This is a genomic window from Neorhizobium phenanthreniclasticum, from assembly GCF_040066075.1.
Classification (GTDB): Bacteria; Pseudomonadota; Alphaproteobacteria; order Rhizobiales; family Rhizobiaceae; genus Neorhizobium; species Neorhizobium petrolearium.
Genome location: NZ_JBEAAL010000024.1, coordinates 99,386 through 125,413, shown reverse-complemented (window position 1 = coordinate 125,413; position 26,028 = coordinate 99,386). Strand labels below are relative to the sequence as shown.

Sequence of the window (26,028 nt, the reverse complement as noted above, 5' to 3'; positions counted from 1 at the left end):
GATCACTTGCATAACGCACCGTCCGTCGGCCATATTGGCGGCGGGTGAAATCAGTCCAGCCCATTGCGGTCTCCATCGAATCCTAAGCAAATCCGAAGGAATCACAACTGGCTGATTTCACTCAACTCTTTTTCGGTCAGGCTCTCAGTTCGAAACACACCGTCCGACGATTGGGTAATCGATGACTTCGTATTCAAACGAGACGCTGATCTAATTTTTTTGCCGTCAGCTATCGAGTATCTTATCAGACATACAGAGCGCGATAGAGAGTGCTGCGGCTAAAAAACCGCGCTCTGGTATCCGCGAATATCTCCTGCGAGCTTTGTTAACGCTCAACGATGCGATTCTGCCGCAAACGGTCGATGAATACATTAACCGGCGCTCACGCGGCGAAAGGCCTACTTAAGCGACCGCTTAAAGATCCACGCTCCCAGCGCCGGGAACGTGGCCCTCGTCAGTTTCTGCATCACAATTCACTATGGGTAGCCGTCTTGGCGAACGGACATCCCGCACCATCCTGAACGATGCCGAAGGGCTTCCTGTGCGGCTTTAAGTGCGAGCCATGTCCACTGTTTTCAAAGGGAGATCTCGGCAAGACGTTGCGGCCGATTCAATGTGGCGGAGAGGGTGGGATTCGAACCCACGATACGGTTGCCCGTATGCCGCATTTCGAGTGCGGTGCTTTCGACCACTCAGCCACCTCTCCGCTTAAAGATGTGACGCGTTGGTCAGCGCGGCGTTCTCATAGCGATGAAAGGTGGAGCTGGCAAGGGGCGAATATCGAGACAAGCTAAGCTTTTACCTTGACAGTTTTTTGTCTGTCGCGTATCCCCGCACGCGATCAGGCGTGGAAAAGATTCCATGCCTCTTTGTTTGCATGGCGCTTTGTTGCCGCCATGCGGATTTCACCGGCAGGCAAGTTCAAAAGATGCTCTCTTTCGAAACCCTGCCATAGACCGACTGACAAAAAGACGGCCGTCCTTTCCGGATAGAGCCGGACCGAACATGAAAGGATAAAGAATGTTCGCAGTCATCAAGACCGGCGGTAAGCAGTATCGCGTGGCAGCCAACGACATGCTGACCATCGAGAAGCTGGAAGCCGAAGCTGGTGCAGTAATCGAGTTCAGCGAAGTCCTGGTCGTCGGCGAAGGCGCCGATGCCAAGATCGGCGCCCCATTCGTCAAGGGTGCGACGGTCAAGGCCGAAGTGGTCGAGCATAACCGTGGCAAGAAGGTTCTCTCCTTCAAGAAGCGCCGCAGGCAGAATTCCAAGCGGATTCGCGGCCATCGCCAGCATCACACGGTTGTCCGCATCACGGACATTCTCGGCTAATCAGGGTTTCGAAGGTAAAGGAGAACACCAATGGCACATAAGAAAGCTGGCGGTTCGTCGCGTAACGGTCGCGATTCCGAGTCCAAGCGCCTTGGCGTGAAGAAATTCGGCGGCGAAGCCGTCATTCCGGGCAACATTATCCTGCGTCAGCGCGGCACGCAGTGGCATCCGGGCCAGAACGTTGGCCTCGGCAAGGACCACACGATCTTCGCACTCGCCGCCGGTAACGTGTCCTTCCGCACGAAGGCGAACGGCCGAGTATACGTGTCCGTCATGCCGAAAGCGGAAGCAGCGGAATAAGCCGGTAGCGCTCTAAAACAGCCGGCGTCTCATCGACCCGGCTGAAGCGCAAAGTTCAGTCAGAAGAAAAGGGAAGATGGGGCGCCACCCACCTTCCCTTTTTCTTTAACCTCAGAGAGGAGACTGAACCATGCAAGGCGAATTACTGAGGGCGAGCCAATCCCGGCCGCCAGAGGAACGGCCTAAGGAACCGCTAAGACCCGAACGGTCGAGGAGCGATTGCCCCGTCTTACTGTCGCAGAGACTGGTTCTCCGCGCGCCCCATGAAGAAGACATCGACGCCCTTGCCCATCTCGCCAACAATGCGAATATCGCGACCATGGTGTCGCGTATGCCGCATCCCTACACGGCAAAAGACGCAGCCGATTTCGTACGACGTGCGAAAGCCGGCGAGATTGGCAAGTGCGTCTACGCCATCACGCGAGGCGACAACGGCACCTTCCTCGGTTGTTGCGCGCTGGAGCCCCACCAGGACGAGCGAACGCTGGAGATCGGCTATTGGCTGGGCGAGCCCCATTGGAACAGGGGTTACGCCACTGAAGCCGCGCATGTGCTGATCGACATGGCCTTCCGCACGCGCAACCAGATCGATTACATTGATGCGCGTTGCCGGGTGACCAACATCCCATCGAAGCGGGTGATCCAGAAATGCGGCTTCCAGTTCCAGGGTACCGGCATGATCGATTGCATGGCGCTCGGCGGCATGGTTGCGGTCGAATGGTTCCGGCTCGACCGCAAGACCTGGATGTCCTTGAGAAGCTGGGGAGAACTGAGATGAACGCTGCCGTTCTCCAGAAGAGCGATTCCGTCGTGACGATGCCGGGCCCCTGCCCCGTCATCATCACCGAACGGCTGGTCCTCAGGCCTCACAAACTCTCCGATGCGCCGGCGATCGCCGAATCGCTCGGCGATTTCAAGGTGAGCCGCATGTTGTCGAAAGTGCCGCAACCCTATGATCGGCAGGACGCGCTGGACTGGATCGTCCCGCAGACCTCCGGCATACTCCCGGACTGGGCGCTGGCGATCACGACCGGCGACGATACTCATATCGGCGTCGTCGCGATCGAACTCCGTCGTGGTGAGTGGCATCTCGGCTACTGGCTCAACCGCTTCTACTGGGATCGCGGTTACGTGACGGAGGCGGCCGGCGCAGCATTGGAGCGTTTTTTCCGGCGGATGCCCAATACGGCGATCCGCTCCGGGGCCTTTGCGGACAACCTCGCGTCGCTGAATGTCCAGCGGAAGCTCGGTTTCCGCATCACCGACGCGGATCAGATCTTCAGCATGTCGCGCAACCGCATGGCGCCGCATATCGAAACCGCGATGCTGCCCGGGGACTTCCGGCGGCTTCGGCGGCCGTGACCTATATGATGATAGGCCCGGCGGGAGAGATTCCGCCGGGCTGGTTGCCGGGGGATTCATGATAATCTTTGACCTCTGTCCCAACCGGCGATATCGAAACCCACCGGATGCCTTGTCAGATGAGGCCCCGATCAACGCAAAACCGACGGCGGAAACATGAAATTTCTCGACGAGGCAAAAGTCTACATACGCTCCGGTGACGGCGGCGCGGGCGCGGTCTCGTTCCGTCGAGAGAAATACATCGAGTTCGGCGGACCGGATGGCGGTGACGGCGGGCGTGGCGGCGATGTCTGGGTGGAAGCGGTCAACGGCCTCAATACGCTGATCGACTTTCGGTTCCAGCAGCACTTCAAGGCCAAGATCGGCACGCACGGCATGGGCAAGAACCGCACCGGCGCCAACGGGAGCGACGTGACGCTGAAAGTACCGGTTGGCACGCAGATCTTCGAGGAGGATAACGAGACGCTGATCGTCGATCTCACGAAGGAGGGCCAGAAGTTTCGGCTCGCCAAGGGCGGTAATGGCGGCTTCGGAAACGCCCATTTCAAAACCTCGACAAATCAGGCGCCGAACTGGGCCAATCCTGGCCTTGAAGGTGAGGAAAAAACCATCTGGCTGCGGCTGAAGCTGATTGCCGATGCCGGCCTCGTGGGTCTGCCGAATGCGGGCAAGTCCACGTTTCTGGCAGCCGTGACGCGAGCACGGCCGAAGATCGCCAACTATCCCTTCACCACGCTGCATCCGAACCTCGGCGTCGCCTCGATCGACGGACGTGAATTCGTACTGGCTGACATCCCCGGATTGATCGAGGGAGCCCACGAAGGCGTGGGTATCGGCGACCGGTTCCTTGGCCATGTGGAACGCACCCGTGTGCTGCTGCACCTCGTCTCGGCAGTCGAGGAAAAGGCCGGCAAGTCTTACAAGACCGTAAAAACGGAACTCGAAGCCTATGGCGGAGGCCTGACCGACAAAAGGGAAATCGTCGCACTCTCGCAGATCGACGTACTCGATGAGAAGGAACTCAAGAAAAAGGCGAAGGAACTGGAGAAGGCGTGCGGCCAAACGCCGTTTCTAATCTCGGCTGTTACCGGCAGGGGCATGACCGAGGTCCTGCGTGCCCTTCGCGACGTCATCGTCGAAGCGAGCGAGGGCGAAGAGACCGCATTGCCCGACCGCTCTTTGCCGATCGAGGATTTCGGCGAGGGGAGCGACGAATGACTGCCCGAAAGCCGCTCGCCAGCCACCGCCGTATCGTCATCAAGATCGGCTCTGCCCTGCTTGTCGACCGAAAGACGGGTCTGAAATCGCAATGGCTCGATGCGATCTGCGCCGATATAGCCGCGCTGAAGATGAAAGGCATCGACGTTCTGGTGGTCTCCTCCGGTGCGATCGCCCTGGGGCGCACCGTGCTTGACCTGCCCTCCGGCGCCTTGAAACTCGAAGAAAGTCAGGCGGCGGCGGCCGTCGGCCAGATCGCACTCGCACGCGCCTGGTCAGAAAGCTTATCCCACGACGGGATCGTGGCTGGGCAAATCCTGCTGACACTCGGGGATACTGAGGAGCGCCGCCGGTATCTCAATGCCCGCGCGACAATAAACCAATTGCTGAAGATCGGCGCTGTGCCGATCATCAACGAGAACGACACGGTCGCCACGACTGAAATTCGCTACGGCGACAACGATCGGCTCGCCGCCCGTGTCGCGACCATGACCAGCGCGGACCTCCTGGTTCTGCTGTCCGATATCGATGGGCTTTATACGGCTCCACCGCACCTCGATCCGGGTGCAAGGTTCCTGGAGGCCATCCCGGCAATCACGCCGGAAATCGAAGCGATGGCGGGGGGTGCAGCTTCGGAGCTTTCGCGTGGCGGCATGCGCACCAAGATCGATGCCGGCAAGATTGCAACCGGCGCAGGCTGCGCCATGATCATCGCTTCCGGCAAGGCCGACCATCCGCTGCGCGCCATTGAAGAGGGCACGCGCTCCTCCTGGTTCGCGCCTTCCGGCACGCCCGTGACGGCACGAAAGACCTGGATCGCGGGCCAGCTTCAGCCGGCCGGCGAACTTTTCGTCGATGAAGGCGCGGAAAACGCGCTTGGCGGGGGAAAAAGCCTGCTGCCCGCAGGCGTGCGCCGTATCAGGGGGCATTTCCATCGCGGTGATACGGTTGCGATCATCGGTGTCGACGGGCGCGAGATTGCCCGTGGGCTGGTAAGCTATGATGCCGACGAGGCTCGCCAGATCACCGGCCGCAAGTCCGGCGAGATAGAGGCGATCCTGGGTTATGCCGGCCGCGCTGCCATGGTTCACCGTGACGACCTGGTGATGACCGGACCGATTCGGCGCAAGGCGAAGAAAGAGGATCGCAAGGAGGATACCGCCCATGCTTGATAAAGTTGCAAACGCGGCCGACGTCGCCGCCATCATGGACGAGATCGGCCACAATGCCAAAGCGGCAGCCAGGGAGCTTGCCACGGCCTCGACCGAAGCCAAAAACAAGGCGCTGAATACAATGGCGGATGCTATCCTTGCCGCCAGGGACAAAATCCTCGCCGCCAATGCCATCGACCTGAGACAAGTCGAAGGCAAGGGATTGCTTCCTTCCTTCATCGACCGGCTGACGCTGACTGAAAAAGGCATTGCTGGCATGGCCAGCGCCTTGCGAGAGATCGCCGAGTTCAAGGACCCGGTCGGCGAGGTGATCGCCGCCTGGGATCGGCCGAACGGTCTCCATATCGAGCGGGTACGCACACCGCTTGGTGTCATCGGCGTGATCTATGAGAGCCGCCCGAACGTCACGGCTGATGCAGGTGCGCTTTGCCTCAAGGCCGGCAATGCGGTAATCCTGCGCGGTGGCTCCGACTCCGCCCATTCATCGAAGGCGATCCATGATTGCCTCGTAACCGGTCTGAAAGCCGCCGGACTTCCCGAACACGCGGTCCAGATCGTCCCGACTACCGATCGCGCGGCGGTCGGCGCCATGCTGTCGGGCCTCAACGGTGCTATCGACGTCATCGTGCCGCGCGGCGGCAAAAGCCTCGTCGCCCGCGTTCAGAACGAAGCACGCGTACCGGTCTTTGCCCATCTCGAAGGCCTCTGCCATATCTATGTAGACGCTTCCGCCGATCTTGAAATGGCGAAGAAGATCGTCGTCAACGCCAAGATGCGCCGCACGGGCGTCTGCGGCGCGGCAGAAACGCTGCTTGTCGATAGCGCTGCGATCGGCACGCACCTGATGCCGATTCTTGAAGCGTTGACGGAAGCCGGCTGCGAAATCCACGCTTCCGCCGCTGTGTTGAAGGTCTTCCCCGGTTTCAAGCCTGCGACGGAGGAAGACTGGCGCACCGAATATCTCGACGCGGTGATCTCGGTCGCCATCGTCGATGGCATTTCCGGGGCGATCCGCCACATCAACACCTATTCGTCCCATCACACGGAGGCAGTGATTGCAGAAGACCCGGATGTCGTCGCGCGTTTCTTCAACGAAATCGACTCGGCGATCCTGCTGCACAATGCCTCGACCCAGTTCGCGGACGGCGGCGAGTTCGGCATGGGCGGCGAGATCGGCATTTCCACCGGTAAAATGCATGCGCGCGGCCCCGTCGGCGTCGAACAGTTGACGTCCTTCAAATACCTGGTGCATGGCACCGGTCAGATCCGGCCCTGATTCCACGTGGGGCAGGAAACGATCGATCCACGCTATCTCGACATGCCGCATGTAGAGCGCGGCATGGCTGTCGGTCTGTTCGGCGGTTCCTTCAACCCACCGCATGAGGGGCATCTGCTGGTCGCCGAAATCGCGCTCCGCCGCCTCGGGCTCGATCAGCTCTGGTGGATGGTTACTCCCGGTAATCCGCTGAAAAGTCGCTCCGAACTTGCATCGCTGAAGCACCGGCTCACCATGAGCGAGAAGCTGATCCATGATCCGCGTATCAAGATCACCGCTTTCGAAAAGACGCTCGGCGGTTCATATACGGCTGATACGCTCGCCTCTGTGAAAGCCAGGAAGCCGCATGTGCATTTCATCTGGGTCATGGGCGCTGATAGCCTGAAGACCTTCCATCTCTGGCAGAAATGGCAGGAGATCGCGTCCACCTTCCCGATCGCCGTCATCGATCGCCCCGGTTCGACACTTTCCTTCCTCTCGTCGAAAATGGCCCGTACCTTTGACTATGCCCGCATCGATGAGGACGATGCCGGGACACTGTGGAAGCGCAAAGCCCCTGCCTGGACTTTCATTCATGGTCCGCGTTCGGCACTGAGCTCCACCGCAATCCGCGCCGTCAACGGCCAGAAATCCTGACCGGAAACATGCAAACAGCCGCAAAATGAAACGATGAAGAAGATTCTGGGCGTCACGATCACCTTTTTGGCCTCTCCCTTGAAAGATTGACTATTCGATGCCACCTTTCTCTATGCGACCGAGTCTCAAATCGGATTCGCGGAAAGTGCATGTTGCTGTTACCGGAAGAAAGGACAGACCCTGACAACAGTACACGCCAAGGGAAAGACGGCCCGCGTCCTCCCGCAGAGCCTGGAACGTGGCGCCGATGCCGCCGCCCGCGCTCTCGAACTGGTCCTCGCAAGTCTCGAGGACTCCAAAGCAGAAGATATTGTCACCATCAACATCGCCGGAAAATCAGCGCTCGGAGACTATATGGTCGTTGTCTCCGGACGATCGAGCCGGCATGTCATGGCCATCTGCGATCACCTGATCTCCGACCTTAAGGACGAGGGCCTGGGTGCACCTCGCGTCGAAGGCCTGGAGGCTGGCGACTGGGTGCTAATTGACACCGGTGACATCATCATACATGTGTTCCGCCCGGAAATCCGCGAGTTCTACAACATCGAAAAGATGTGGGCCGCTCCGGATATCGAGGAAGGTACACTGCTGCACTGACAGGTTTGGGCGCATCCTGAACCGGTCTGGCTGACGTCGAATTCGAGGGCCGAGCATACGCTCGCCGCCCGGATGGGATTTCGGTCGCTAAAAAACGGATCAGGACATGCGGATAAGCCTTTTTGCGGTGGGACGGCTGAAAGCCGGACCTGAAAAGGACCTTGCGTCCCGTTACCTCGACCGCTTCGCCAAAGCTGGCCCGGCGGTGGGGTTGGAATTGTCCAAGCTCATGGAAGTCCAGGAGAGTCGCGCAGCCAACCCCGAAACGCGCAAGCGTGAAGAGGCCGGCATGCTTGAAAAGGCACTCCCGGAAGGTGCGATCCTCATCCTCCTCGATGAACGCGGCAAGGCGCTCGACAGCGAATCTTTCGCCGGCCTCATCGGCCGCTATCGCGACAACGGCAAGCGCGATCTGATGCTGGCAATCGGCGGTGCTGACGGGCTTGACCCGGAATTGCGCTCACGCGCCGATGTGGTGCTCAATCTCGGCACCCTGACCTGGCCGCATCAACTCGTGCGTATCCTCATTGCCGAGCAGCTTTATCGCGCCGTCACCATTCTTTCCGGCCATCCCTATCACCGGGTGTAAACACTTCATTTAGATTCAAACACGATGTTGTTTATGGCTTCGTCGGGCAAATCAGCTTACGCTTCCTCGATCCGGCAGAAAATCGGAGCGGGAATGAGAATAACAGGGATGACATCGTACCGACATGCGCTGCTTCTGGCTGCAGCCTTCGGTTTCGCCCTGATTCCTCCCCTTGAACCCTCCAGCCCGGCTCGCGCTCAGGATGCCGATATGCCGGCACCGCCGCCGCAGACCGGATCACCTGCAGCCGCCATGGTCGATCCTACAGCCGATCTGCAGCGCAGGCGCAACGAGACGCGCGGCGAGCTCGAAGTCCTGTCCAAGAACATGAAGCTTTCGGCCGACAAAGTGGCCACGATTGAAAGGAACATTGCGGATATCAAGAAAAACAGCGCCGATGTCCGTCAGGCGCTGATCGAATCCGCCGCCCGCCGTAAGAGCCTTGAAACGAGGATCCTGGCCAGCGAAAAGAAAATCGCCGAGCTCAAGGTCAGGGAGGATGGCATTCACGCCTCGCTGCGCAGCCGCCGCGCCGTTCTCGCAGAGGTGCTCGCAGCGCTTCAGCGGATGGGGCGCAATCCGCCGCCGGCGCTTCTGGTCACGCCCGACGATGCATTGGCATCCGTGCGCAGCGCCATCCTGCTTGGCGCTGTCGTACCTGGCATGCGGGACGAGGCGAACGAGTTGGTCGCCGATCTCCAATCTCTTGTCTCTTTGCAGGCTGCCGCCCTGACCGAGAAGACGAGCGTCTCCAGCACCATCGCCGAAAGCCTCGAAGAAGAGCGGCGTATGAACCTTCTCCTCGCTGAAAATGAAAAGTTGAACAGGCGTAACATCGCCGACCTGGATGCCGAACGCCGCCGCTCGGAAGAACTTGCCGGGCACGCCGATACGCTTGAAAGCCTCATCCAATCGCTTGAAGGCGAGATCGCTTCCGTCCGCGATGCAATCGACAGGGCACGCCTCGAAGAGGAGCGGCGCCGCCTCCTTTCGGAAGCCGAGCGCGAAAGGGCCAAAAAGCTCGCCGAAAGCGGCGTGCCTGACAAAAACCGTATTGCGCCCGCATATGCGTTTTCGAGCCTCAAGCAGAAGCTGGAGCTTCCGGTCGCCGGAGATGTATTGCGTTGGTTCGGTGACCCCGACGGGACAGGACATACGGCAAGGGGCACGACCATAGCTTCGAATCCCGGAGCAGTGGTTACGGCGCCTGCGGATGGTCTCGTCGTTTTTGCCGGTGCGTTCCGAAGCTATGGACAGACGATCATCCTCAATGCCGGCGACGGATACCATCTGGTCCTGACCGGCATGGATGAAGTGAATGCGCGGCAGGGCAAGTTCGTCTTCGCAGGCGAACCCATCGCCGTTATGGGTGAGAAAAGAGTGGCAAGCGCAATGGCATTGGCGCTGGAAACAGATCGTCCAACGCTTTACATTGAATTCCGAAAGGACGGCACTCCGGTCGATTCCAGGCCGTGGTGGACCGCAAAAGAAACTGGAAGGGCACGAAATGATTCGTAGGGCTTCTCTTGTCATCGTCGGGGCGCTCATGGGTGCGACAGCGATGAGCGTGATTTACTCGGCCGGTGTGCCTGCGCAGGCCGCCGGTCCTTCGACCTACAAGGAATTGTCGATCTTCGGCGATGTGTTCGAGCGGGTCCGTGCTCAGTACGTGACGCCGCCGGACGAGGAAAAGCTGGTAGAAAATGCCATCAACGGCATGTTGACCTCGCTGGACCCCCATTCGAGCTTCATGAATGCCAGAGATGCCGAAGATATGCGCACACAGACGCGCGGCGAGTTCGGCGGCCTCGGCATCGAGGTGACGATGGAGAACGAACTCGTCAAGGTCATCGCGCCCATCGACGATACGCCCGCCTCGCGTGCCGGCATACTGGCCGGTGACTTCATTTCGGAGATCGACGGCCAGCCGGTACGCGGCCTGAAGCTTGAAGATGCCGTTGAAAAGATGCGCGGTGCGGTCAACACGCCGATCAAGCTGACGATCATTCGTCAAGGCGCCGACAAGCCGCTCGATATCACCGTCGTGCGCGATATCATCGCGGTCCGCGCCGTAAAATCCCGCGTTGAGAACGGTGACGTCGGTTACGTCCGCGTTATTTCCTTCACTGAAAAGACCTACGACGACCTGGAAAAGGCGATCAAAAAGATCAAGGCGGATGTACCGGCCGATAAGCTGAAGGGCTACGTCCTCGACCTGCGCCTTAATCCCGGCGGTCTTCTCGACCAGGCGATCAACGTTTCCGACGCCTTTCTGGAACGCGGCGAGGTTGTTTCCACACGCGGCCGCAATGCAGACGAAACCCGCCGCTTCAATGCCGGCCCGGGTGATCTGACGGACGGAAAGCCAGTGATCGTACTCGTCAATGGTGGCTCGGCTTCCGCCTCGGAAATCGTCGCCGGCGCATTGCAGGATCTGAAGCGTGCAACCGTTCTCGGTACGCGCTCCTTCGGCAAGGGTTCGGTCCAGACGATCATCCCGCTCGGCGACGCCGGCGCGCTGCGTCTGACCACCGCTCTCTATTACACGCCCTCGGGTAAATCGATCCAGGGCACTGGCATCAACCCGGACATCAAGGTTGAGCAGCCACTGCCGCCGGAACTGCAGGGCAAGGTCCGCGCCGAAGGTGAGTCCAGCCTGCGGGGCCATATTCCGGGCGCCGCCGAGACGGAGGAAGGTTCGGGCTCCGTCGCGTATGTGCCGCCGGAAGCCAAGGACGACATCCAGCTCAACTATGCACTGGACCTGCTCCATGGCGTGAAGACTGATCCGTCCTTCCCTGCGAATCCGGATAAGGCTGCGGCCGCTATCAAGAAGTAAAGAGCCGCGGACCGGCCAGCGTAGCGCGTTGTCAAGACGCCTCGCTGGCCGGTTCTGTTTATCTGCAGGCACGATACAGGACCGAAATTGGGCAGCGATCTCCACGCACCGCTGGGACAAAGCCGGCCGGCCGCACGGCGACGGGTTAGAAGATTTTCTTCCGCGGCCGTTCTCGCCTCCCTCGCCGTCGCAGGCATTCTTGGCCTTTCGATTTATGCGATGCGAGGTGATGACGCTCTGAGACAGGTCGCGTCCAATGATCCGCCGGCATCCGAACCTGACCAGGCTCAGTCTCTCGGAAGGAACGATCAGAACTCCGCTGGGCAGCAACCTGCGGGCATGCCTCGCTCCAATCCAACTTCCGGTGCGAATATCGAGCGGACGCTGACGGACGACGGCATGGTCGTGACAAAATACACGCCGCGATCCCGCGACAATGGCGGCCCGGTCCTCATCGAAGCCCAAAGAATTGGCCAAGACCCACGCATGGCCGCCCAGCCCAATGAAGCACTGCTCGAAGACTCGCCCTATGGCCGGTTGCCGATCACCGGCCCGGACGGATTGCGGCCGATGGACCAGTATGCTCGGCCATGGTCTGGTGCACGTGGAACCCGGATCGCGATCGTCGTGGGCGGGCTTGGCCTCAGCCAGACGGGCACGCAGAGGGCGATCAGAGAACTTCCACCGACGATAACCTTTGCCTTCGCTGCGAGCGGCAACAGCCTCCAGCGCTGGATGCAGGAGGCTCGCCGCAGCGGCCACGAAATCCTGGTACAGGTGCCGCTGGAGCCATTCGACTATCCGGCAAACGATCCAGGTCCTGACACATTGCTGACCAGGACTTCCGTAAAAGAAAATCTCAACCGGCTGCATGAAGCCATGGGCAGGATCACGAACTACACGGGCATCATGAACTATCTTGGTGGCCGTTATCTTGCCGATGCGGATGCGCTGGAGCCGATCCTGCGCGATGTTTCGCAACGCGGCCTGCTGTTTCTCGACGACGGCACGTCTGCCCAGTCCAAGACGGCGGTTATCGCCAAGGCGGTCGAACTGCCGCACGCTTTCGGCGATCTGACCCTTGACGGCCAGCTGCAGGTGGACGCAATTCTCAAGAAGTTGGACGAGTTGGAGCGCATCGCCGGCCGCAGGGGCACGGCTGTAGGCGTCGCTTCCGCTTTCGATGAAAGCATTGATGCGATAAGGCAGTGGAGCGAGAAGGCATCGCAACGCGGGATCGAGATCGTCGGGGTTTCAGCACTCGCAGGCGAAAGCGTCGAGCCATGATGGATCGGAGTCGTGCATGAGCAAGAAGGACAAACGCCTGGTTCTCGCCGAAGATCTGCCTTACCGACCCTGCGTCGGCATCATGGTGCTGAATCGCGATGGCCTTGTCTGGGCCGGACGACGCGTCAGCGAAGGCAACAGCGAATACGACGGTTCGCCGCAGCTTTGGCAAATGCCACAGGGCGGCATCGACAGGGGCGAGGATCCGCTTCCTGCAGCTTATCGCGAGCTTTACGAGGAAACTGGTATCCGGACCGTCAAGCTACTCGCAGAGGCGCGCGACTGGATCAACTATGACTTGCCACCGCATCTCATAGGTATCGGATTGAAGGGCAAATATCGCGGCCAGACGCAGCGCTGGTTCGCCTTCCGCTTCGACGGCGACGAAAGTGAAATTGCCATCAACCCGCCGCCAGGCGGCCATGAACCGGAATTCGACGCGTGGGAATGGAAGCCGATGACCGATCTGCCCGGCTTGATCGTACCGTTCAAGCGCGCCGTTTATGATCAGGTCGTCGCGGAGTTTGCGCATCTGGCCAAAGCTGCGGCCTGAATCTTACCTTGGGTTGCTGCTTTCGATGCACAGCGAAGACGGCAGGACTGATAGGTTGCTCCATAAAAGCGTCCAGCTCCCCCACAGCTTTCTTCTCGAAGCCCGGGGCCTGGCGGATATGGCTCCCACTTAAAGCCGCACAGGAAGCCCTTCGGCATCGTTCAAGGATGGTGCCGGAGTCCGTTAGCCAAGACGGTTACTTGCCAGCGTTTCGCAATATCGAACCGACGGAAACCTGATCGACCGGCGCCGCGACGCGTTCATTGCCGTCGGAACAGACCCGCTGCACAAACGCACCGGGCCTTTTATCGATGATGCCGGTTTATTCGGCCTCGTTGGCAGATTCCGCGTTGAGCAGACCGTAACGCTCCTCGCCGATCTTCGCCAGCAGATCGAGCTGGGTTTCAAGGAAGTCGATATGGCCTTCCTCATCGGCCAGAAGCTCTTCGAAGAGTTTCATCGAAACATAGTCACCGGCGTCATGACAGATATCGCGAGAGGCTTTGTAAGCCGTGCGGGCGTCATATTCACCCGCAAGGTCGGCTTCAAGAACTTCCTTGACATTCTGGCCGATCCGTAGCGGCGCCACTGTCTGGAGATTGGGATGGCCTTCAAGGAAGATGATGCGCGCGATCAGCTTATCGGCATGGTGCATCTCTTCGATGGACTCCGCCCGCTCCTTCTTCGCAAGCTTTGTATAGCCCCAATCTTCGAGAAGGCGGTAATGCAGCCAATATTGGTTGACGGCACCAAGTTCGAGAAAAAGTGCCTCGTTAAGCCGCTCGATGACCTTTGAGTCGCCTTTCAATGTCCGCTCTCCTGTTCTCTTCATGGAATTGTTTCAAGCGGGACATATATACAACGACCTCGGCTTCCGTCGAGTGGTGCTCGGCGTGATATTCCTCGGTTGTACGGATGATGAGGTCGACAACATTCGGGAAGCAGCCGCAGCAACGGCCGCGCTTATCCATGGCGTGGTACACTTTGGCCGGAACGATCAGCTGCCAACAGTCTTCGTTAAGGAGCTCGATGATAACGTCCCTGATTTCCCTGTCGGTGATGTAATTGCAACTGCAAACCAGCATTTCTCGGTCGACCTGCGAAACATGACCTGTAACATCCTCTTTTTGCGAAAGCGGACATCCGATGTCAAGAAAAAATCGGGTATCTGCGTTATTTCTTAAAGAAGCCGGCCATTCCATGACGTGAATCAAAAATGCGATGCGGCCTTCTTTCTGCCGACCTTTCGAGAAGTAGCGGACTGAAATCAGAAGCATCGTTTCATCGACGCTTGGCCGCTACGCGGGAATATCGGCCAACGAACGCAAACTGAAGCGCAAAACAGTTTCTCACGAAGCCTTTTGCTACACTCAGTGAAAGTTCCGTCCCTTGGGCATGACGCTACCCGGTTCGGTCGAATAGAGCGGCGGTGCGGCAGCAGCCGTTTTCTGACGTCTCTCCTCCTCCATACCGTTGGATCGCCTTTTCCGGCGATGATTGCCGCTGGACTGCAATACCTCATCTGATCGGGACGATGATATCTCGGGCCGGCGCGCCTCCTTCTGCAGAAGGCCAAGCATGGGAGTGATGTCCTCTATGTGTTCGACCACCGTATGAATAACGCCGCTCTCGCTTTGCAGCTTCCCCCGGATTTTCACGAGCCGCGCGCCCATGACGACCGATCGGAAACGCTCGAAAGTTTTAGGCCAGACGATCGCATTGGCGACACCGGTCTCGTCTTCCAATGTCATGAAGATCACGCCACTGGCAGAACCCGGACGTTGCCGCACCAGCACGATCCCACCGATCGTGACTTTTCGCCCGTTCGGAACGTCCAGAAGATCGACACTTCGGGCGATTCCCATTGTTCTGAATTCTTCACGAAGGAAGGAGACCGGATGCGCCTTCAGTGACAGGGAAAGGTACCGATAGTCTTCGATCACCTCCTCGCCCGGCAGCATTGTCGGAATTCTGATCTTCGGTTCAGGCCTGAGATCCGCACAGCCTGCCACATCGAACAGAGATAACCTCTCGGTCGTATTTTTCACATCAAGTCCCCGCACGGCCCAGAGGGCCTCACGGCGCGTAAGCCCAAGAGAGGTGAAAGCATCGGCGTCCGCAAGCCGTTCGATAGCCGACTTATCGAGCCCGGACCGAAGCCAGAGATCATGAACAGATGTGTAGCCGCCTCCTCGACTGGCGGTGAATTTCTTGATCATGTCATCTTCGGACAGGCCCTTGACCTGACGAAAACCTAGTCGCACGGCATATCTTGTCTTGATGACATCGCGCATGGACTCATGACGCTTGTCGATCGCGTTCCTGTCAAAGACGGCCTCTTCCAGAGTGCAATCCCATTCGGATTTATTCACATCGACAGGAAGGGTCTGGATGCCGTGCTCCCGCGCATCACGGATCAGCTGCGCCGGCGCATAGAACCCCATGGGCTGCGAATTCAGCATCGCCGCGCAGAAGACATCCGGATAGTAAGCCTTGATCCAGGACGAGACGTAGACAAGCAGGGCGAAGGAAGCGGCATGGCTCTCCGGAAAACCGTATTCCGCAAATCCCTGGATCTGACTAAAGCAGCTTTCCGCGAATTCTTTTGAATACTCGTTTTCCAGCATGCCATTGATGAAGTCTCGCCTGAATTCCTCCACTCGTCCCGATCGCTTGAATGTTGCCATCGAGCGACGCAACTTGTCGGCTTTTTCGGCAGGGAAGCGCGCGGCCGTGATAGCGATCTGCATCGCTTGCTCCTGAAAGAGCGGTACGCCGAGGGTCCTTTTCAGAACCTCTTTAAGCGCGGGGCTCGGATATTCTACCGGCCGGCCGTTTCGCTCATCCTCTCGCCGCTTCAAATACGGGTGGACCATGTTCCCCTGAATGGGGCCTGGCCGGACGATCGCCACCTCCACGACGAGATCATAGAATTTCCGGGGTCTGAGCCGCGGCAGCATGCTCATCTGCGCCCGGCTCTCGATCTGGAAAACGCCGACCGTATCGGCCCGGCAGATCATATCATAGACGGCGTCCTCAGGCTTCTGCTGCAACCCCGCCAGGGTTTCATCAACCTGGTAATGAACCCGCATGAGGTCGAATGCCTTCTTGAGACAGGTCAGCATGCCGAGGGCGAGCACATCGATCTTCAGGAGCTTCAATGTGTCGAGATCATCCTTGTCCCATTCCACCATATAGCGCCCCGGCATGGCCGTCCTCATGATCGGGACGACCTCGTCGAGCCGGTCGCGCGTGATCAGAAAACCGCCGACATGCTGGGTGAGATGCCGCGGAAAACCTAGAAGCTCCTTCGCATGAGCCAGAACTTTCTGCGTCGTGAGGTCTTTCACGTCGAGTCCGGCCGCCTTCACATCCCGCTCCGAAAGCCCGTCCTCCGACCAGCCCCAGACCAGGCTGGAAAGTGCGGTCTGGACGTCTTCCGAAAGCCCGAAAGCCTTGGCCACTTCGCGGCCGGCCATACGCGTCCGATAGCTCGTAACCGCCGCCGTGAGACCCGCGTGACGAAAGCCATAATGCTTATAAATGTACTGGATGACCTCTTCCCGCCGCCCATGCTCGAAGTCGACATCGATATCCGGCGGTTCATTCCGCTCCGTCGAAATGAACCGTTCGAAAAGCAGGGTCGTGAATGTCGGATCGACCTCGGTGATACCGAGACAAAAGCAGACGGTGGAATTGGCGGCCGATCCCCGCCCCTGGCACAGGATTTTCAACTCATACCGGGCATGCCAGACAATATGGCGCACCGTCAGGAAGTAAGGCTCGTATTGCATCTCCTTGATGAGACCGAGTTCGTATCTGATCTGATCCGTTACCTTGTCCGGAATTTTATCCGGATATCGGCGTCTGGCCCCTTCCCAGGTCAGCCGCTCCAGGGTTTCCGATACCGTCTCGCCCGGTACGCTCTCGTCCGGATAATTATGGCTGAGCTCATCCAGCGAGAATTGCAGTTGCTTAAAAAACCTCTGAGTGTTGGCGATCGCATCCGGATATTTGGCGAAAAGCCGCGCCATCTCAGCGGAATGTTTGAGGTGCCGCTCTCCATTAGGGGCAAGACGAAAGCCGGCTTCCTGGACCGTCACATGCTCGCGGATGGCCGTCACGACATCCGATAGTGAGCGCCGATAGGGGAGACTGTAAAGAGGCAGGTTGGTTGCGATTAACGGCAAGTGACATTGCGAAGCGATCTGCGCAAAGGTGGTGAAAACAAACGCATCGCGCCCGTCATAGGTCGGCGACAAGGCGAGATAGATATTCTTTTCGAATTTCTCCCGATAAGAGCTCAGCTGCTTACTCAGCTCCGCTAGGTACTGAGCATCTTCCGCCCGGGTGAAATCCGGCACGACAGCAAGCATCATCTCGTCGCACCATTCCAGAAAATCCCATTCCTCCAGGATGCAGGAACCCTTTTCCGTCCTAAGGTTCCCCCGGCTCAGCAGGCGGCATAGGTTGGCCCAGCCCTTCCGATTCCTCGGATAGGCCAGAACGTCCGGCGTGTGGTCCGAAAAGACGAGACGCGCTCCCGGGTAAAAGGCACAAGGCCACACCGCGTCCTCCTCGTCCTTCTTTTTCCCCTGCTCCTGCTGACGCTTGTACGTCTCCTTCATGTCCCGGACCTGGTTATGCGCCCGCACCACACCGGCGACCGAATTCCGGTCGGCAATGCCAAGGCCGGAAAGGCCAAGAAGGCTTGCTGTCAACACCATTTCTTCAGGGCGTGCAGCCCCCTCCAGGAAGGAGAAGTTGGTCTTGGCGCCGATCTCGAAAAAAACGGGGGCATTCTTCATGCGAAAATCCCATGGACGCGCCAGCTTGGCGCTGTTTTTCCGTCGTAATGGCCTTCGCGAAAAATCCAGAAACGTCGACCTGCATCGCTTTCCAGGCGAAAATAATCACGTTCCTCCGCCTCCTTAGGATCTATCCACCATTCCGGCGAAATCCGTTCAGGACCTTCGGCCCGAACGACCCGATGAACGATCCGGCGCCAGCGAAACCGCTGGGGCGGGCCATCCGGTACCGTTGCGGCAAAAGCATCTATCGGCTCCGGATGGTGGAAAAGGCGCAATGGCCGATCAGATCTGGGCGCGAAGGCTAAATCTTCATCCCCTTTCTTCTGCGCGCTTCCCGCCGTCATCGCCGGCACAAAAACTCTCGCCCGTTCCGGCATATGGCTTTGCCGCAGTTCCGCAAACTGTAGACAATCCGCCCCCAAACGCGCCGAAACTCGATCGACAAAATCCGCAAGTGAGATCTCACTCTCTCCGTCGCCGATGAAATCGCCTTGCGCGGCCCCAAAAGTGTCGTGCTGCAGCACATTGAGGCGCAGGAGTTCGAAACCGAAGCCCGCATCGAGATCGTCGTGTACGGCGTTCAGACGCTCGGAAAACAGGGTCGAGATACGTTCCGGATCGCGTAGCGGCTGCGAAGCCCCGGCAGCTATGCGGAACACCCGGCCATCGATGCGGAAAAGCACCAGCTCGAAAACTCGCCCGCCAATTCCGCGAACTTCCAGTCCCGGTCGAAGAGACGTCGCGATCTGCCCAGTCAGCTGCAGGATATGTTCCTCCGCCTGAATCGGTTCGGCGAGCCGCCGCTCGGCAGAAAGAGCCGCGACAGGCCGTCGGGGAGAAATCGCTTCCTCATTCGCCCCAAGCGCCTGATCCAGCCGAAGAAGCAATTGCGTGCCGAAACGGCGGGCAAGCGGCGCACGCGGCATGGGAAAAAGATCACCGACCCGTTTCAGCCCGAGCTTATGCAGTGAGACGATCATGGCGTCGTCTATGCGCAAGGCATTGACCGGCAATGGGGCCAGCACCTCTTTCATCGTTTCGTCATCAATTACGCCACCGCGTCCGAAACGACAGGCCGCCCAGGAGAGACCGGGGGACGAAGAAATCGCTCCTTTGACATCGAACCCCATATGAAAAAGCCGTTTAAGAATATCCCTTAACAAGGCCTCTTCACCCCCGAAGAGATGCGCACAACCGGTAATGTCCAGAAGGAGGCCCTCGCGGCCATCAAGTGCCACGAGTGGAGTATAACGGTCGCACCAGTCGGCGATGGCTTCGAGCAGCACCTGGTCGGCTTCCTCATCCTCATCCATCACGTCAATCTTCGGAAACATGGCGCGCGCTTCCGCGAGGCCCTGTCCTCGTTTCAAACCGAGCCGTTCGGAAACTTCATCGAGTGCAGTAAGCCGCATGGCATTGTCACGCCGCCCGGCACAGAGGATCGGCGGATGGTCAGGACGCCCTCTCGTTCGCCACGACAGGCCCCAGAACTGGCGAGCGATCCTGTCGGTCGGCAGATGCGGGAAGACCAGCGCCAAGATGCGTTGACGGGTTACGGAAAGAGGAAGTTTCTCCTGTTTCACGGTCGAGCGAAAATTGACGGTCACGGGAATTCCACTCCAGAAAGAAGGAGAGCGGAGCCGGATTGCGGCTCTTCTCCAGGGTCAGTTGGAAAACGGGATGGCCGATGCTGCCGCCAAGCATGGATCCATCCGGAAGGCGTCGCCCGGAGGCTCGCGCCGGTTTGACAAGGAAGCGGAAAAAAGCACTGCTCGCTTCTTCTTCGCCCGCATGCCGCAATAGGAAAAGTGGCCGTCCCGCTGCTTTCGCCCGCAGGCCAAGCCTCCGGCTTTCGGTAAGGCCGAAATGCCTCGGGTTGCCCCGTATTTCGAGAATGGTGGCGGACAGGACACCGCTCGCCACCGCAGTTTCTGCAAGCCATAGTGCATCATCCAGCCTGCGCGGCGACGCATAAAGAATCTCGTGAGGGTCCAGCCCGAATTGCCTGAGGCCAACAGCATAAGGAGCGCCGGCCTCCTGCCTGGAAACGACGTCACCGACCCATAAAACCGGTGCCTCGCTTGTTTCCATGGCCTTGAGATAAGCGGCAAGCGCAAGTACAAATCCGCTCGCCGCGCCCGCATCCAGCATCACCATCGAACGAATTTCCGTGAGGCCGTCAAATGGCAGGCCACCATCCAAAGCAGCGTCCAGAGGCGCTATGCCGAATGGCAGGCGGGGTTGATTGTTCCTGGATTTTTGCGCTTCAGGATCCGTGGCAGCATCTGCCTGCTTCGCCGCAGCCAGGCTGGGCAAGGGTTTTCCCTCCATTCTGGCGATTTGTTCGCGCAGGGCAAAAAGCGTTTCCCGCGCCGTGGCGTTCTCGGCCATGGCGTCAGCTCCCATCATGAATGTTCACTTTATGTTCTTATGGATTCCAGAGGCCTTCGAAAGAGTCAACAACCAAATGGCAGGAATCTTTTCCTCTGGCGGTAGGCCAATGATTCTTCTCTCGAAAAATATCGTCGAAGGCACTATATGGGCCTGATCAGAAGGAGAACTCATGGCCCGTATCGACCAGACCGACGATTGGCGGGATCGCCACGCGCCGACGATCAACTCGTTCGAGTCGCTGGCGATCGAGGCCTATGGTCACTTGCCAGAGGAATTCCGGGCCCTTACCACCAACCTGATCATCGAGATCGAGGATTTTCCGGACGATGAGGTGTTCGAGGATATGGCGCTCGAAACACCCTTCGACCTGCTCGGTCTGTTCGAAGGTCGCGGCATTTCCGAGCGCTTCAACATGGAAACGGGCGAACTGCCGAACCGCATCCGGCTCTATCGCCGGCCGATCCTTGATTACTGGGCCGAAAACGATGAGACGCTGGGCGATATCATCACCCATGTGCTGATCCACGAAATCGGTCATCACTTCGGCTTGAGCGACGACGACATGGAACGCATCGAGGCCAGCGCCGAAGACGCCGCCCAGCGTTAAGGTCAATCGACAGAGCTTTTATTGCTCGCCAAGTTTCATGTCCGGATCATAATCCTTGCCATGAACGGTCTTGATGACCGCCTGGCCGCACTGCATCTCGCCGGTCGTGGCATTGAAGGCATAGGTCGGGGAACCATGAAGCTCCCAGCCCTTGTTCAGCGCAGCTGTCACCTTGTGACAAAAAGAAGAGTCGTCAGGACCGGTGAGGAAGCGATAGAGTTTCATGAAAGTTTCTTTCGTTCGGCAATGATCCGCGTCCTGGCGACAAGCTTTTCAGCCTCCGCCAGATGGAGGCGCTCGACCATTTTGCCGTTCAGATTGATGACGTTGAGATGTTGGGATTCCGGCCGGGCAAAAGCGGCAATCACCGCTTCAGCCTCTTCCACGGCCCGCGGGTCGGGACCGAAATGCCGGTTAGCAGGTTCGATCTGGGCCGGATGGATCAGCATCTTGCCGGAAAAACCCATGGCACAACCTTGGGCACATTCCGCATCGAAAGCTTCCGCATCCTTGAAATCGTTGAAGACGCTGTCGATCACGTCGATGCCATAAGCCCGTCCGGCAAGCACCACCTGCATCAACCAGGGCACGAGGTAGGCACGGCCAGGCTGCGACAGGACACCGGTTCCCTTGCGCAGGTCGTTGAGGCCGACGACGAAACATCGGAGCCGCTCATCCGCCCCGGCAATCGCCGCCGCGTTCAGAACACCTTTCGGCGTCTCGATCATCGCCCATATGGCAAGCTCGTCCGGGGCACCGGTCTCGGACAGGATATCCGCGATCGCTTGCACCTCAGAAACCCGCTCCACCTTGGGAACCAGCACCACTTCTGGCGATATCTCGACCACGAGATCCATGTCGGCTCTGCCGAACTCGGTTTCGAGAGGGTTGATGCGGATGATAGTTTCCCGGTTTCGCAGCGGCCCTTCCCTGAACAATCGGCGCAGATTGTCGCGAGCCTCGATCTTCTTCTCCGGCGCCACGGAATCTTCCAGATCGAAGATCACCGCATCGCAATCGAGACCATGTACCTTTTCCAATGCCCTTGCATTACCGGCCGGCACGCTCAGGACAGAGCGGCGAAGACGAGCGGGAGCAGAATTGATGTCAGTCAAGGCGGTCATCACGACTTTGTGCCAATCTTTTAAGTCTGCGGCAATACCGTTCCGTGCAAGACCTCTTGCAAGAAAGGGCGGAAGGGCCCACATTCTTCGATAAGAAAGGTTTGGACCATGCAAAACATCCGCGCATTCTTTGTCATCGTATCGGCAATTGCCGTGCTTGCCATGGCAGCGCTTCTGACAGCTTCTCTGACCGTAGCCTTTGTCGGCATCCTCGCGGTTCTTTCCCTTGGACGGGCGCTTTCGGCGCGGCTGAAGCCGGTTCCGGTACGCGCGAAGGCCAGCAAGCGCGAAATGCGCGTCTGGAATGACGGCCGCGGCACGATCATCGACCTTTGATCCCTGAAAGCCATAAATAGACCGTTCTCAGCCTCATTGGCGTACCGGTTGAAGGCAAACAGGCCTTCAAATCCACGCAGATTTGCTTTATGGCAGCTTCCGCAGATGTAGTCCCACGTGGAGGCAGATCATGGAAAAGTTCACCAAGCTCACCGGCGTCGCAGCGCCGCTTCCGGTCGTCAATATCGACACGGACATGATCATTCCGAAGGATTACCTCAAGACGATTAAGCGCACCGGCCTCGGTAAGGGTCTTTTCGCGGAAGCCCGTTACAACGAAGACGGCACCGAAAACGCAGATTTCGTGCTCAACAAGCCCGCCTACAGGAATGCCAAGATCCTGGTCGCCGGCGACAATTTCGGCTGCGGCTCATCCCGCGAGCATGCCCCTTGGGCGCTTCTCGATTTCGGCATCCGCTGCGTGATTTCGACGAGCTTTGCCGACATATTCTACAATAACTGTTTCAAGAACGGCATCCTGCCGATCGTCGTCAGCCCGGAAGACCTGGAAAAGCTTATGGACGACGCCGAGCGCGGTTCGAATGCGGTTCTCTCGGTCGACCTGGAAGCGCAGGAGATCACCGGCCCGGATGGCGGTGCGATCCATTTCGATATCGATCCCGGCCGCCGTCACATCATGCTCGAAGGCCTCGACGACATCGCTTCGACGCTGAAGAGCGACGCGGCGATCAGCAGTTTCGAGAACAGGAACCGCGCCGCGCGCCCCTGGCTCTGATTTCCGGAACGCACCCGATGGTCAAATGGATTTCCTCCGGATCGCCCTTCGAAGCGCGGATCGGCTATTCGCGCGCAGTCGTGGACCGCGACATGGTCTATGTTTCCGGCACCACCGGCTACGACTATGCGAAGATGGAAATGCCGGATGACGTTTCGGACCAGACGCGAAACGCGCTCGGCACGATCGAAAAGGCTCTGAAAGAGGCCGGCAGCGGCCTGCGGGATATCGTGCGGGTGCGGTATTATCTCACAGACATGGCCGATTACGATGCCGTGGTCGAAGTGCTTGGCGCGACTTTTTCCGAAATCCGCCCGGCCGCAACCATGGTCGTCTGCGGCCTCACGACACCGGAAATGAAGATCGAAATCGAGGTGACGGCCCGCATCGGGGCCGGCAGTTCGTAACCCCTTTTCCGACCTCGTCCTTCGGCAGGCTCGGACGAGGTTTAGCCAGGCGCAGGCAAAAAGCCACGCGCGGGAGGACGAACGAGCCTGCGAAACCCGCAAGGACACCATCTGATTATGGCAAAGAACCTCTTCCTCCTTCCCGGCGACGGCATCGGCCCCGAGGCCATGGGCGAAGTCCGCAAGATCATCGGCTATATGAACAGCGCCATGAAAGCCGATTTCGTGCTCGACGAAGGCCTGGTCGGCGGCTGCGCCTACGATGCCTATGGCGCCGCGATCTCCGAAGAGGATATGGCTAAGGCTATGAAGGCGGACGCGGTGCTTTTCGGCGCCGTCGGCGGACCGAAATGGGATCACGTTCCTTATGAAGTGCGCCCGGAAGCAGGCCTGCTGCGCCTGCGCAAGGATCTGGAACTCTTCGCCAACCTGCGTCCTGCAATCTGCTATCCGGCGCTCGCCTCTGCCTCCTCGCTGAAACCGGAACTGGTGGAAGGTCTCGACATCCTGATCGTCCGCGAGCTCACCGGCGGTGTCTATTTCGGCGAGCCGAAGGAGATCATCGACCTCGGTAACGGCCAGAAGCGCGGCATCGATACGCAGGTCTACGATACCTACGAGATCGAGCGCATCGCCAGCGTCGCCTTCGAACTCGCACGCACCCGGAAAAACGCCGTGTGCTCCATGGAAAAGCGCAACGTCATGAAGTCCGGCGTGCTCTGGAACCAGGTCGTTACCGAGACGCACAAGCGCTCCTATCCGGACGTGAAGCTCGAGCACATGCTGGCCGATGCCGGCGGCATGCAGCTCGTGCGCCAGCCGAAACAGTTCGACGTGATCGTTACCGACAACCTCTTCGGCGACATGCTCTCCGACGTCGCCGCCATGCTGACCGGTTCGCTCGGCATGCTGCCTTCCGCCTCGCTCGGCGCGCCGGACGCTAAAACCGGCAAGCGCAAGGCTCTCTACGAGCCGGTGCATGGCTCCGCGCCCGACATCGCCGGCAAGGGCATCGCCAATCCGATCGCCATGATCGCCTCCTTCGCCATGTGCCTGCGCTACTCCTTCAATATGGTGAAGGAAGCCGATAATCTGGAAAAGGCGATCGCAAACGTACTCGACCAGGGCATCCGTACTGGCGATATCATGGCCGAAGGCTGCCAGAAAGTCGGCACGTCCGAAATGGGCGATGCAATTCTCAAGGAATTCGCGAACCTCTCTGCTTGATCCATTTGCCGGTCCCTTCCATCCTGAGGTGGAAGGGACCGGCCTCAACGACTGGTCTTTACCCTTTCTGCACCCCATATCGGGCACCTGCGAGAAAACAGGAATGAACCTGTCCACGGATAGAGGTTAATGAAGCGGACAATCAAAAAGCTGAGACATCGCCGTTATCGCTATCGTTCAAGCCCGCCGTTGCCCCGCTGGTGGCCTTATGTGCTCATTGCAGTCAATCTGGTTCTGATTGCCTTCTTCCTGCTCGATGCCCCGGTTGGCTTCTATGCGGCCCATACGCCCAATATCTTGCGGCCAATCGGCCGGACCATCACGGACTTAGGCAAATCCGGTTGGATCCTCTTTGCAAGTGCCCTCCTGTTCTTCGAAGCCCTCGCCGTCATCCGGCTGGCGCCAACCCTGAAGGCACGTTTCCGGGCCATTCTCGTCAGCCATATGGCGTTTTATGTTTTCGTCTCGGTCGCCGGTTCGGGGCTCCTCGTCAACCTGGTGAAGCGCATCATCGGACGTGCGCGGCCTGGTCTTTATGAAGAGTGGACTGCCTACGGCTTAAATCCCTTTTCCGGCGCCCGGTTCGAAAGCTTTCCGTCCGGCCATGCCACGACGGTCGGCGCATTCCTGATGGCCATGGCCTTGTTGGCACCGCCCTACCGCCTGCTCTTCCTGATCATGGGCCTTTGGCTTGGATTCTCCCGTGTCATCGTTGGTGCTCATTACCCAAGCGACGTGATCGCCGGCCTTTCCTTCGGCGCGTGGTTCTCGGTGACGATGGCGATCGTCTTTGCCCGTCATGGATTGCTTTTCCGGCAGGAGCCCGACGGCTGGCCGATTTTGCGCCGACCGATCCCTCTGCTGACGCGTCCGGATTGGAAGAGCGCCCCCTTCCCGCCGCGCGGTGTCCCGCCGAAACGAGAAATGGAAGAAACAGCGGGATAGACGAAAAGCAGCTTGGGCAAAACGCTTGCTTGACTCATCCCGAAAATCTTCTAAACAGCTTCGCGAACGGGAAAACAACCATATGCGTGCCTGCGAATTCAACATCGCTCACTGTGCACTGCCGGACGATGAAGCCGCGCAGCGGGTATGTTTTTCCGCTTTCTCCAAAACCAAGGCCAAAACGACGACGAAAACCGTCTGACGTCTCAGGCCCGCCGCTCTCTCCCCGGCAAGGCCGGGGACAAGGAAATCCGCGGATGCGTCTGCGGCTTCCCCCTCA

The 26,028-nt window shown here is 58.9% G+C and carries 27 protein-coding genes and 1 tRNA gene; 20 read left to right on the top strand and 8 right to left on the bottom strand.

Annotation, left to right across the window (positions count from 1 at the left end):
• Positions 1-616: 616 nt before the first annotated feature.
• A tRNA-Ser gene (locus ABK249_RS25285) sits at positions 617-706 on the bottom strand.
• Between the two features lie 314 nt (positions 707-1,020).
• On the opposite strand from ABK249_RS25285, the gene rplU reads away from it, so the two are divergent.
• From rplU to ABK249_RS25215, 14 genes are all read left to right on the top strand, one after another.
• Complete coding sequence (gene rplU / locus ABK249_RS25280; protein ID WP_037154140.1) at positions 1,021-1,332, top strand: 50S ribosomal protein L21; 312 nt, start codon at positions 1,021-1,023, stop codon at positions 1,330-1,332.
• 30 nt (positions 1,333-1,362) lie between these two features.
• The gene (rpmA, locus tag ABK249_RS25275; RefSeq protein WP_348864357.1) at positions 1,363-1,632 is read left to right on the top strand and encodes a 50S ribosomal protein L27; all 270 of its coding nucleotides are present in this window, start codon (positions 1,363-1,365) and stop codon (positions 1,630-1,632) included.
• A gap of 130 nt (positions 1,633-1,762) precedes the next feature.
• Entirely contained in the window at positions 1,763-2,410 is a 648-nt protein-coding gene (locus tag ABK249_RS25270; protein WP_348864356.1) for a GNAT family N-acetyltransferase, read from the top strand.
• The gene (locus ABK249_RS25265; protein ID WP_348864355.1) at positions 2,407-2,994 is read left to right on the top strand and encodes a GNAT family N-acetyltransferase; all 588 of its coding nucleotides are present in this window, start codon (positions 2,407-2,409) and stop codon (positions 2,992-2,994) included. Before ABK249_RS25270 ends, ABK249_RS25265 begins: the two co-directional genes overlap by 4 nt.
• Positions 2,995-3,150: 156 nt before the next feature.
• Positions 3,151-4,212: a GTPase ObgE gene (gene obgE, locus ABK249_RS25260; RefSeq protein ID WP_037154129.1), complete on the top strand. Its 1,062-nt coding sequence runs from the start codon at positions 3,151-3,153 to the stop codon at positions 4,210-4,212.
• Positions 4,209-5,384: a glutamate 5-kinase gene (proB, locus tag ABK249_RS25255; protein WP_348864354.1), complete on the top strand. Its 1,176-nt coding sequence runs from the start codon at positions 4,209-4,211 to the stop codon at positions 5,382-5,384. The genes obgE and proB overlap by 4 nt, the downstream gene beginning before the upstream one ends.
• On the top strand, positions 5,377-6,660 hold the full coding sequence (locus ABK249_RS25250) for a glutamate-5-semialdehyde dehydrogenase (RefSeq protein WP_037154125.1): 1,284 nt from the start codon (positions 5,377-5,379) through the stop codon (positions 6,658-6,660). Before proB ends, ABK249_RS25250 begins: the two co-directional genes overlap by 8 nt.
• A gap of 42 nt (positions 6,661-6,702) precedes the next feature.
• Complete coding sequence (locus tag ABK249_RS25245) at positions 6,703-7,296, top strand: nicotinate-nucleotide adenylyltransferase (protein ID WP_265105879.1); 594 nt, start codon at positions 6,703-6,705, stop codon at positions 7,294-7,296.
• A gap of 129 nt (positions 7,297-7,425) precedes the next feature.
• Positions 7,426-7,893 (top strand): ribosome silencing factor, encoded by a 468-nt coding sequence (gene rsfS / locus ABK249_RS25240; protein WP_348864366.1) that lies wholly within the window; start codon positions 7,426-7,428, stop codon positions 7,891-7,893.
• A 106-nt stretch (positions 7,894-7,999) separates the two neighbouring features.
• The gene (gene rlmH / locus ABK249_RS25235; protein WP_348864353.1) at positions 8,000-8,482 is read left to right on the top strand and encodes a 23S rRNA (pseudouridine(1915)-N(3))-methyltransferase RlmH; all 483 of its coding nucleotides are present in this window, start codon (positions 8,000-8,002) and stop codon (positions 8,480-8,482) included.
• Positions 8,483-8,590: 108 nt separating this feature from the next.
• Positions 8,591-10,000 (top strand): murein hydrolase activator EnvC family protein, encoded by a 1,410-nt coding sequence (locus tag ABK249_RS25230; RefSeq protein WP_415926479.1) that lies wholly within the window; start codon positions 8,591-8,593, stop codon positions 9,998-10,000.
• The gene (locus tag ABK249_RS25225) at positions 9,990-11,321 is read left to right on the top strand and encodes a S41 family peptidase (RefSeq protein WP_037154114.1); all 1,332 of its coding nucleotides are present in this window, start codon (positions 9,990-9,992) and stop codon (positions 11,319-11,321) included. The genes ABK249_RS25230 and ABK249_RS25225 overlap by 11 nt, the downstream gene beginning before the upstream one ends.
• Before the next feature lie 87 nt (positions 11,322-11,408).
• Positions 11,409-12,608 carry a divergent polysaccharide deacetylase family protein gene (locus tag ABK249_RS25220; protein WP_415926478.1) on the top strand — a complete coding sequence of 400 codons (1,200 nt, stop codon included), beginning with the start codon at positions 11,409-11,411 and terminating at the stop codon, positions 12,606-12,608.
• Between the two features lie 16 nt (positions 12,609-12,624).
• Entirely contained in the window at positions 12,625-13,161 is a 537-nt protein-coding gene (locus tag ABK249_RS25215; RefSeq protein WP_037154109.1) for an RNA pyrophosphohydrolase, read from the top strand.
• Between the two features lie 322 nt (positions 13,162-13,483).
• Here ABK249_RS25215 and bfr read toward each other — a convergent pair whose 3' ends face one another.
• From bfr to ABK249_RS25190, 5 genes are all read right to left on the bottom strand, one after another.
• On the bottom strand, positions 13,484-13,969 hold the full coding sequence (bfr, locus tag ABK249_RS25210) for a bacterioferritin (RefSeq protein WP_037154105.1): 486 nt from the start codon (positions 13,967-13,969) through the stop codon (positions 13,484-13,486).
• Positions 13,935-14,363 carry a (2Fe-2S)-binding protein gene (locus tag ABK249_RS25205; protein ID WP_415926483.1) on the bottom strand — a complete coding sequence of 143 codons (429 nt, stop codon included), beginning with the start codon at positions 14,361-14,363 and terminating at the stop codon, positions 13,935-13,937. Before ABK249_RS25205 ends, bfr begins: the two co-directional genes overlap by 35 nt.
• Before the next feature lie 168 nt (positions 14,364-14,531).
• Complete coding sequence (locus ABK249_RS25200) at positions 14,532-17,969, bottom strand: error-prone DNA polymerase (RefSeq protein ID WP_348864350.1); 3,438 nt, start codon at positions 17,967-17,969, stop codon at positions 14,532-14,534.
• Positions 17,966-19,384: a Y-family DNA polymerase gene (locus tag ABK249_RS25195; RefSeq protein ID WP_415926482.1), complete on the bottom strand. Its 1,419-nt coding sequence runs from the start codon at positions 19,382-19,384 to the stop codon at positions 17,966-17,968. The genes ABK249_RS25200 and ABK249_RS25195 overlap by 4 nt, the downstream gene beginning before the upstream one ends.
• Positions 19,385-19,424: 40 nt before the next feature.
• Positions 19,425-20,363: an ImuA family protein gene (locus ABK249_RS25190; protein WP_348864349.1), complete on the bottom strand. Its 939-nt coding sequence runs from the start codon at positions 20,361-20,363 to the stop codon at positions 19,425-19,427.
• Between the two features lie 172 nt (positions 20,364-20,535).
• Between ABK249_RS25190 and ABK249_RS25185 the strand changes: the two genes are divergently transcribed.
• The gene (locus tag ABK249_RS25185; RefSeq protein WP_037154095.1) at positions 20,536-20,973 is read left to right on the top strand and encodes a metallopeptidase family protein; all 438 of its coding nucleotides are present in this window, start codon (positions 20,536-20,538) and stop codon (positions 20,971-20,973) included.
• Positions 20,974-20,991: 18 nt separating this feature from the next.
• Here ABK249_RS25185 and ABK249_RS25180 read toward each other — a convergent pair whose 3' ends face one another.
• Entirely contained in the window at positions 20,992-21,198 is a 207-nt protein-coding gene (locus ABK249_RS25180; RefSeq protein WP_037154091.1) for a DUF1737 domain-containing protein, read from the bottom strand.
• Positions 21,195-22,097, bottom strand: coding sequence for an HpcH/HpaI aldolase/citrate lyase family protein (locus tag ABK249_RS25175; protein ID WP_348864348.1), 903 nt, complete (start codon positions 22,095-22,097; stop codon positions 21,195-21,197). Before ABK249_RS25175 ends, ABK249_RS25180 begins: the two co-directional genes overlap by 4 nt.
• 108 nt (positions 22,098-22,205) lie before the next feature.
• Here ABK249_RS25175 and ABK249_RS25170 point away from each other — a divergent pair, with 108 nt between their 5' ends.
• From ABK249_RS25170 to ABK249_RS25150, 5 genes are all read left to right on the top strand, one after another.
• Positions 22,206-22,433: a hypothetical protein gene (locus ABK249_RS25170; RefSeq protein ID WP_037154090.1), complete on the top strand. Its 228-nt coding sequence runs from the start codon at positions 22,206-22,208 to the stop codon at positions 22,431-22,433.
• A 130-nt stretch (positions 22,434-22,563) separates the two neighbouring features.
• Positions 22,564-23,169 (top strand): 3-isopropylmalate dehydratase small subunit, encoded by a 606-nt coding sequence (gene leuD, locus ABK249_RS25165; protein WP_348864347.1) that lies wholly within the window; start codon positions 22,564-22,566, stop codon positions 23,167-23,169.
• A gap of 17 nt (positions 23,170-23,186) precedes the next feature.
• Positions 23,187-23,576 carry a RidA family protein gene (locus ABK249_RS25160; RefSeq protein WP_037154086.1) on the top strand — a complete coding sequence of 130 codons (390 nt, stop codon included), beginning with the start codon at positions 23,187-23,189 and terminating at the stop codon, positions 23,574-23,576.
• Between the two features lie 114 nt (positions 23,577-23,690).
• On the top strand, positions 23,691-24,803 hold the full coding sequence (leuB, locus tag ABK249_RS25155) for a 3-isopropylmalate dehydrogenase (protein WP_348864362.1): 1,113 nt from the start codon (positions 23,691-23,693) through the stop codon (positions 24,801-24,803).
• A 129-nt stretch (positions 24,804-24,932) separates the two neighbouring features.
• Entirely contained in the window at positions 24,933-25,748 is an 816-nt protein-coding gene (locus ABK249_RS25150) for a lipid A 1-phosphatase LpxE (protein ID WP_348864346.1), read from the top strand.
• Positions 25,749-26,028 lie beyond the last annotated feature (280 nt).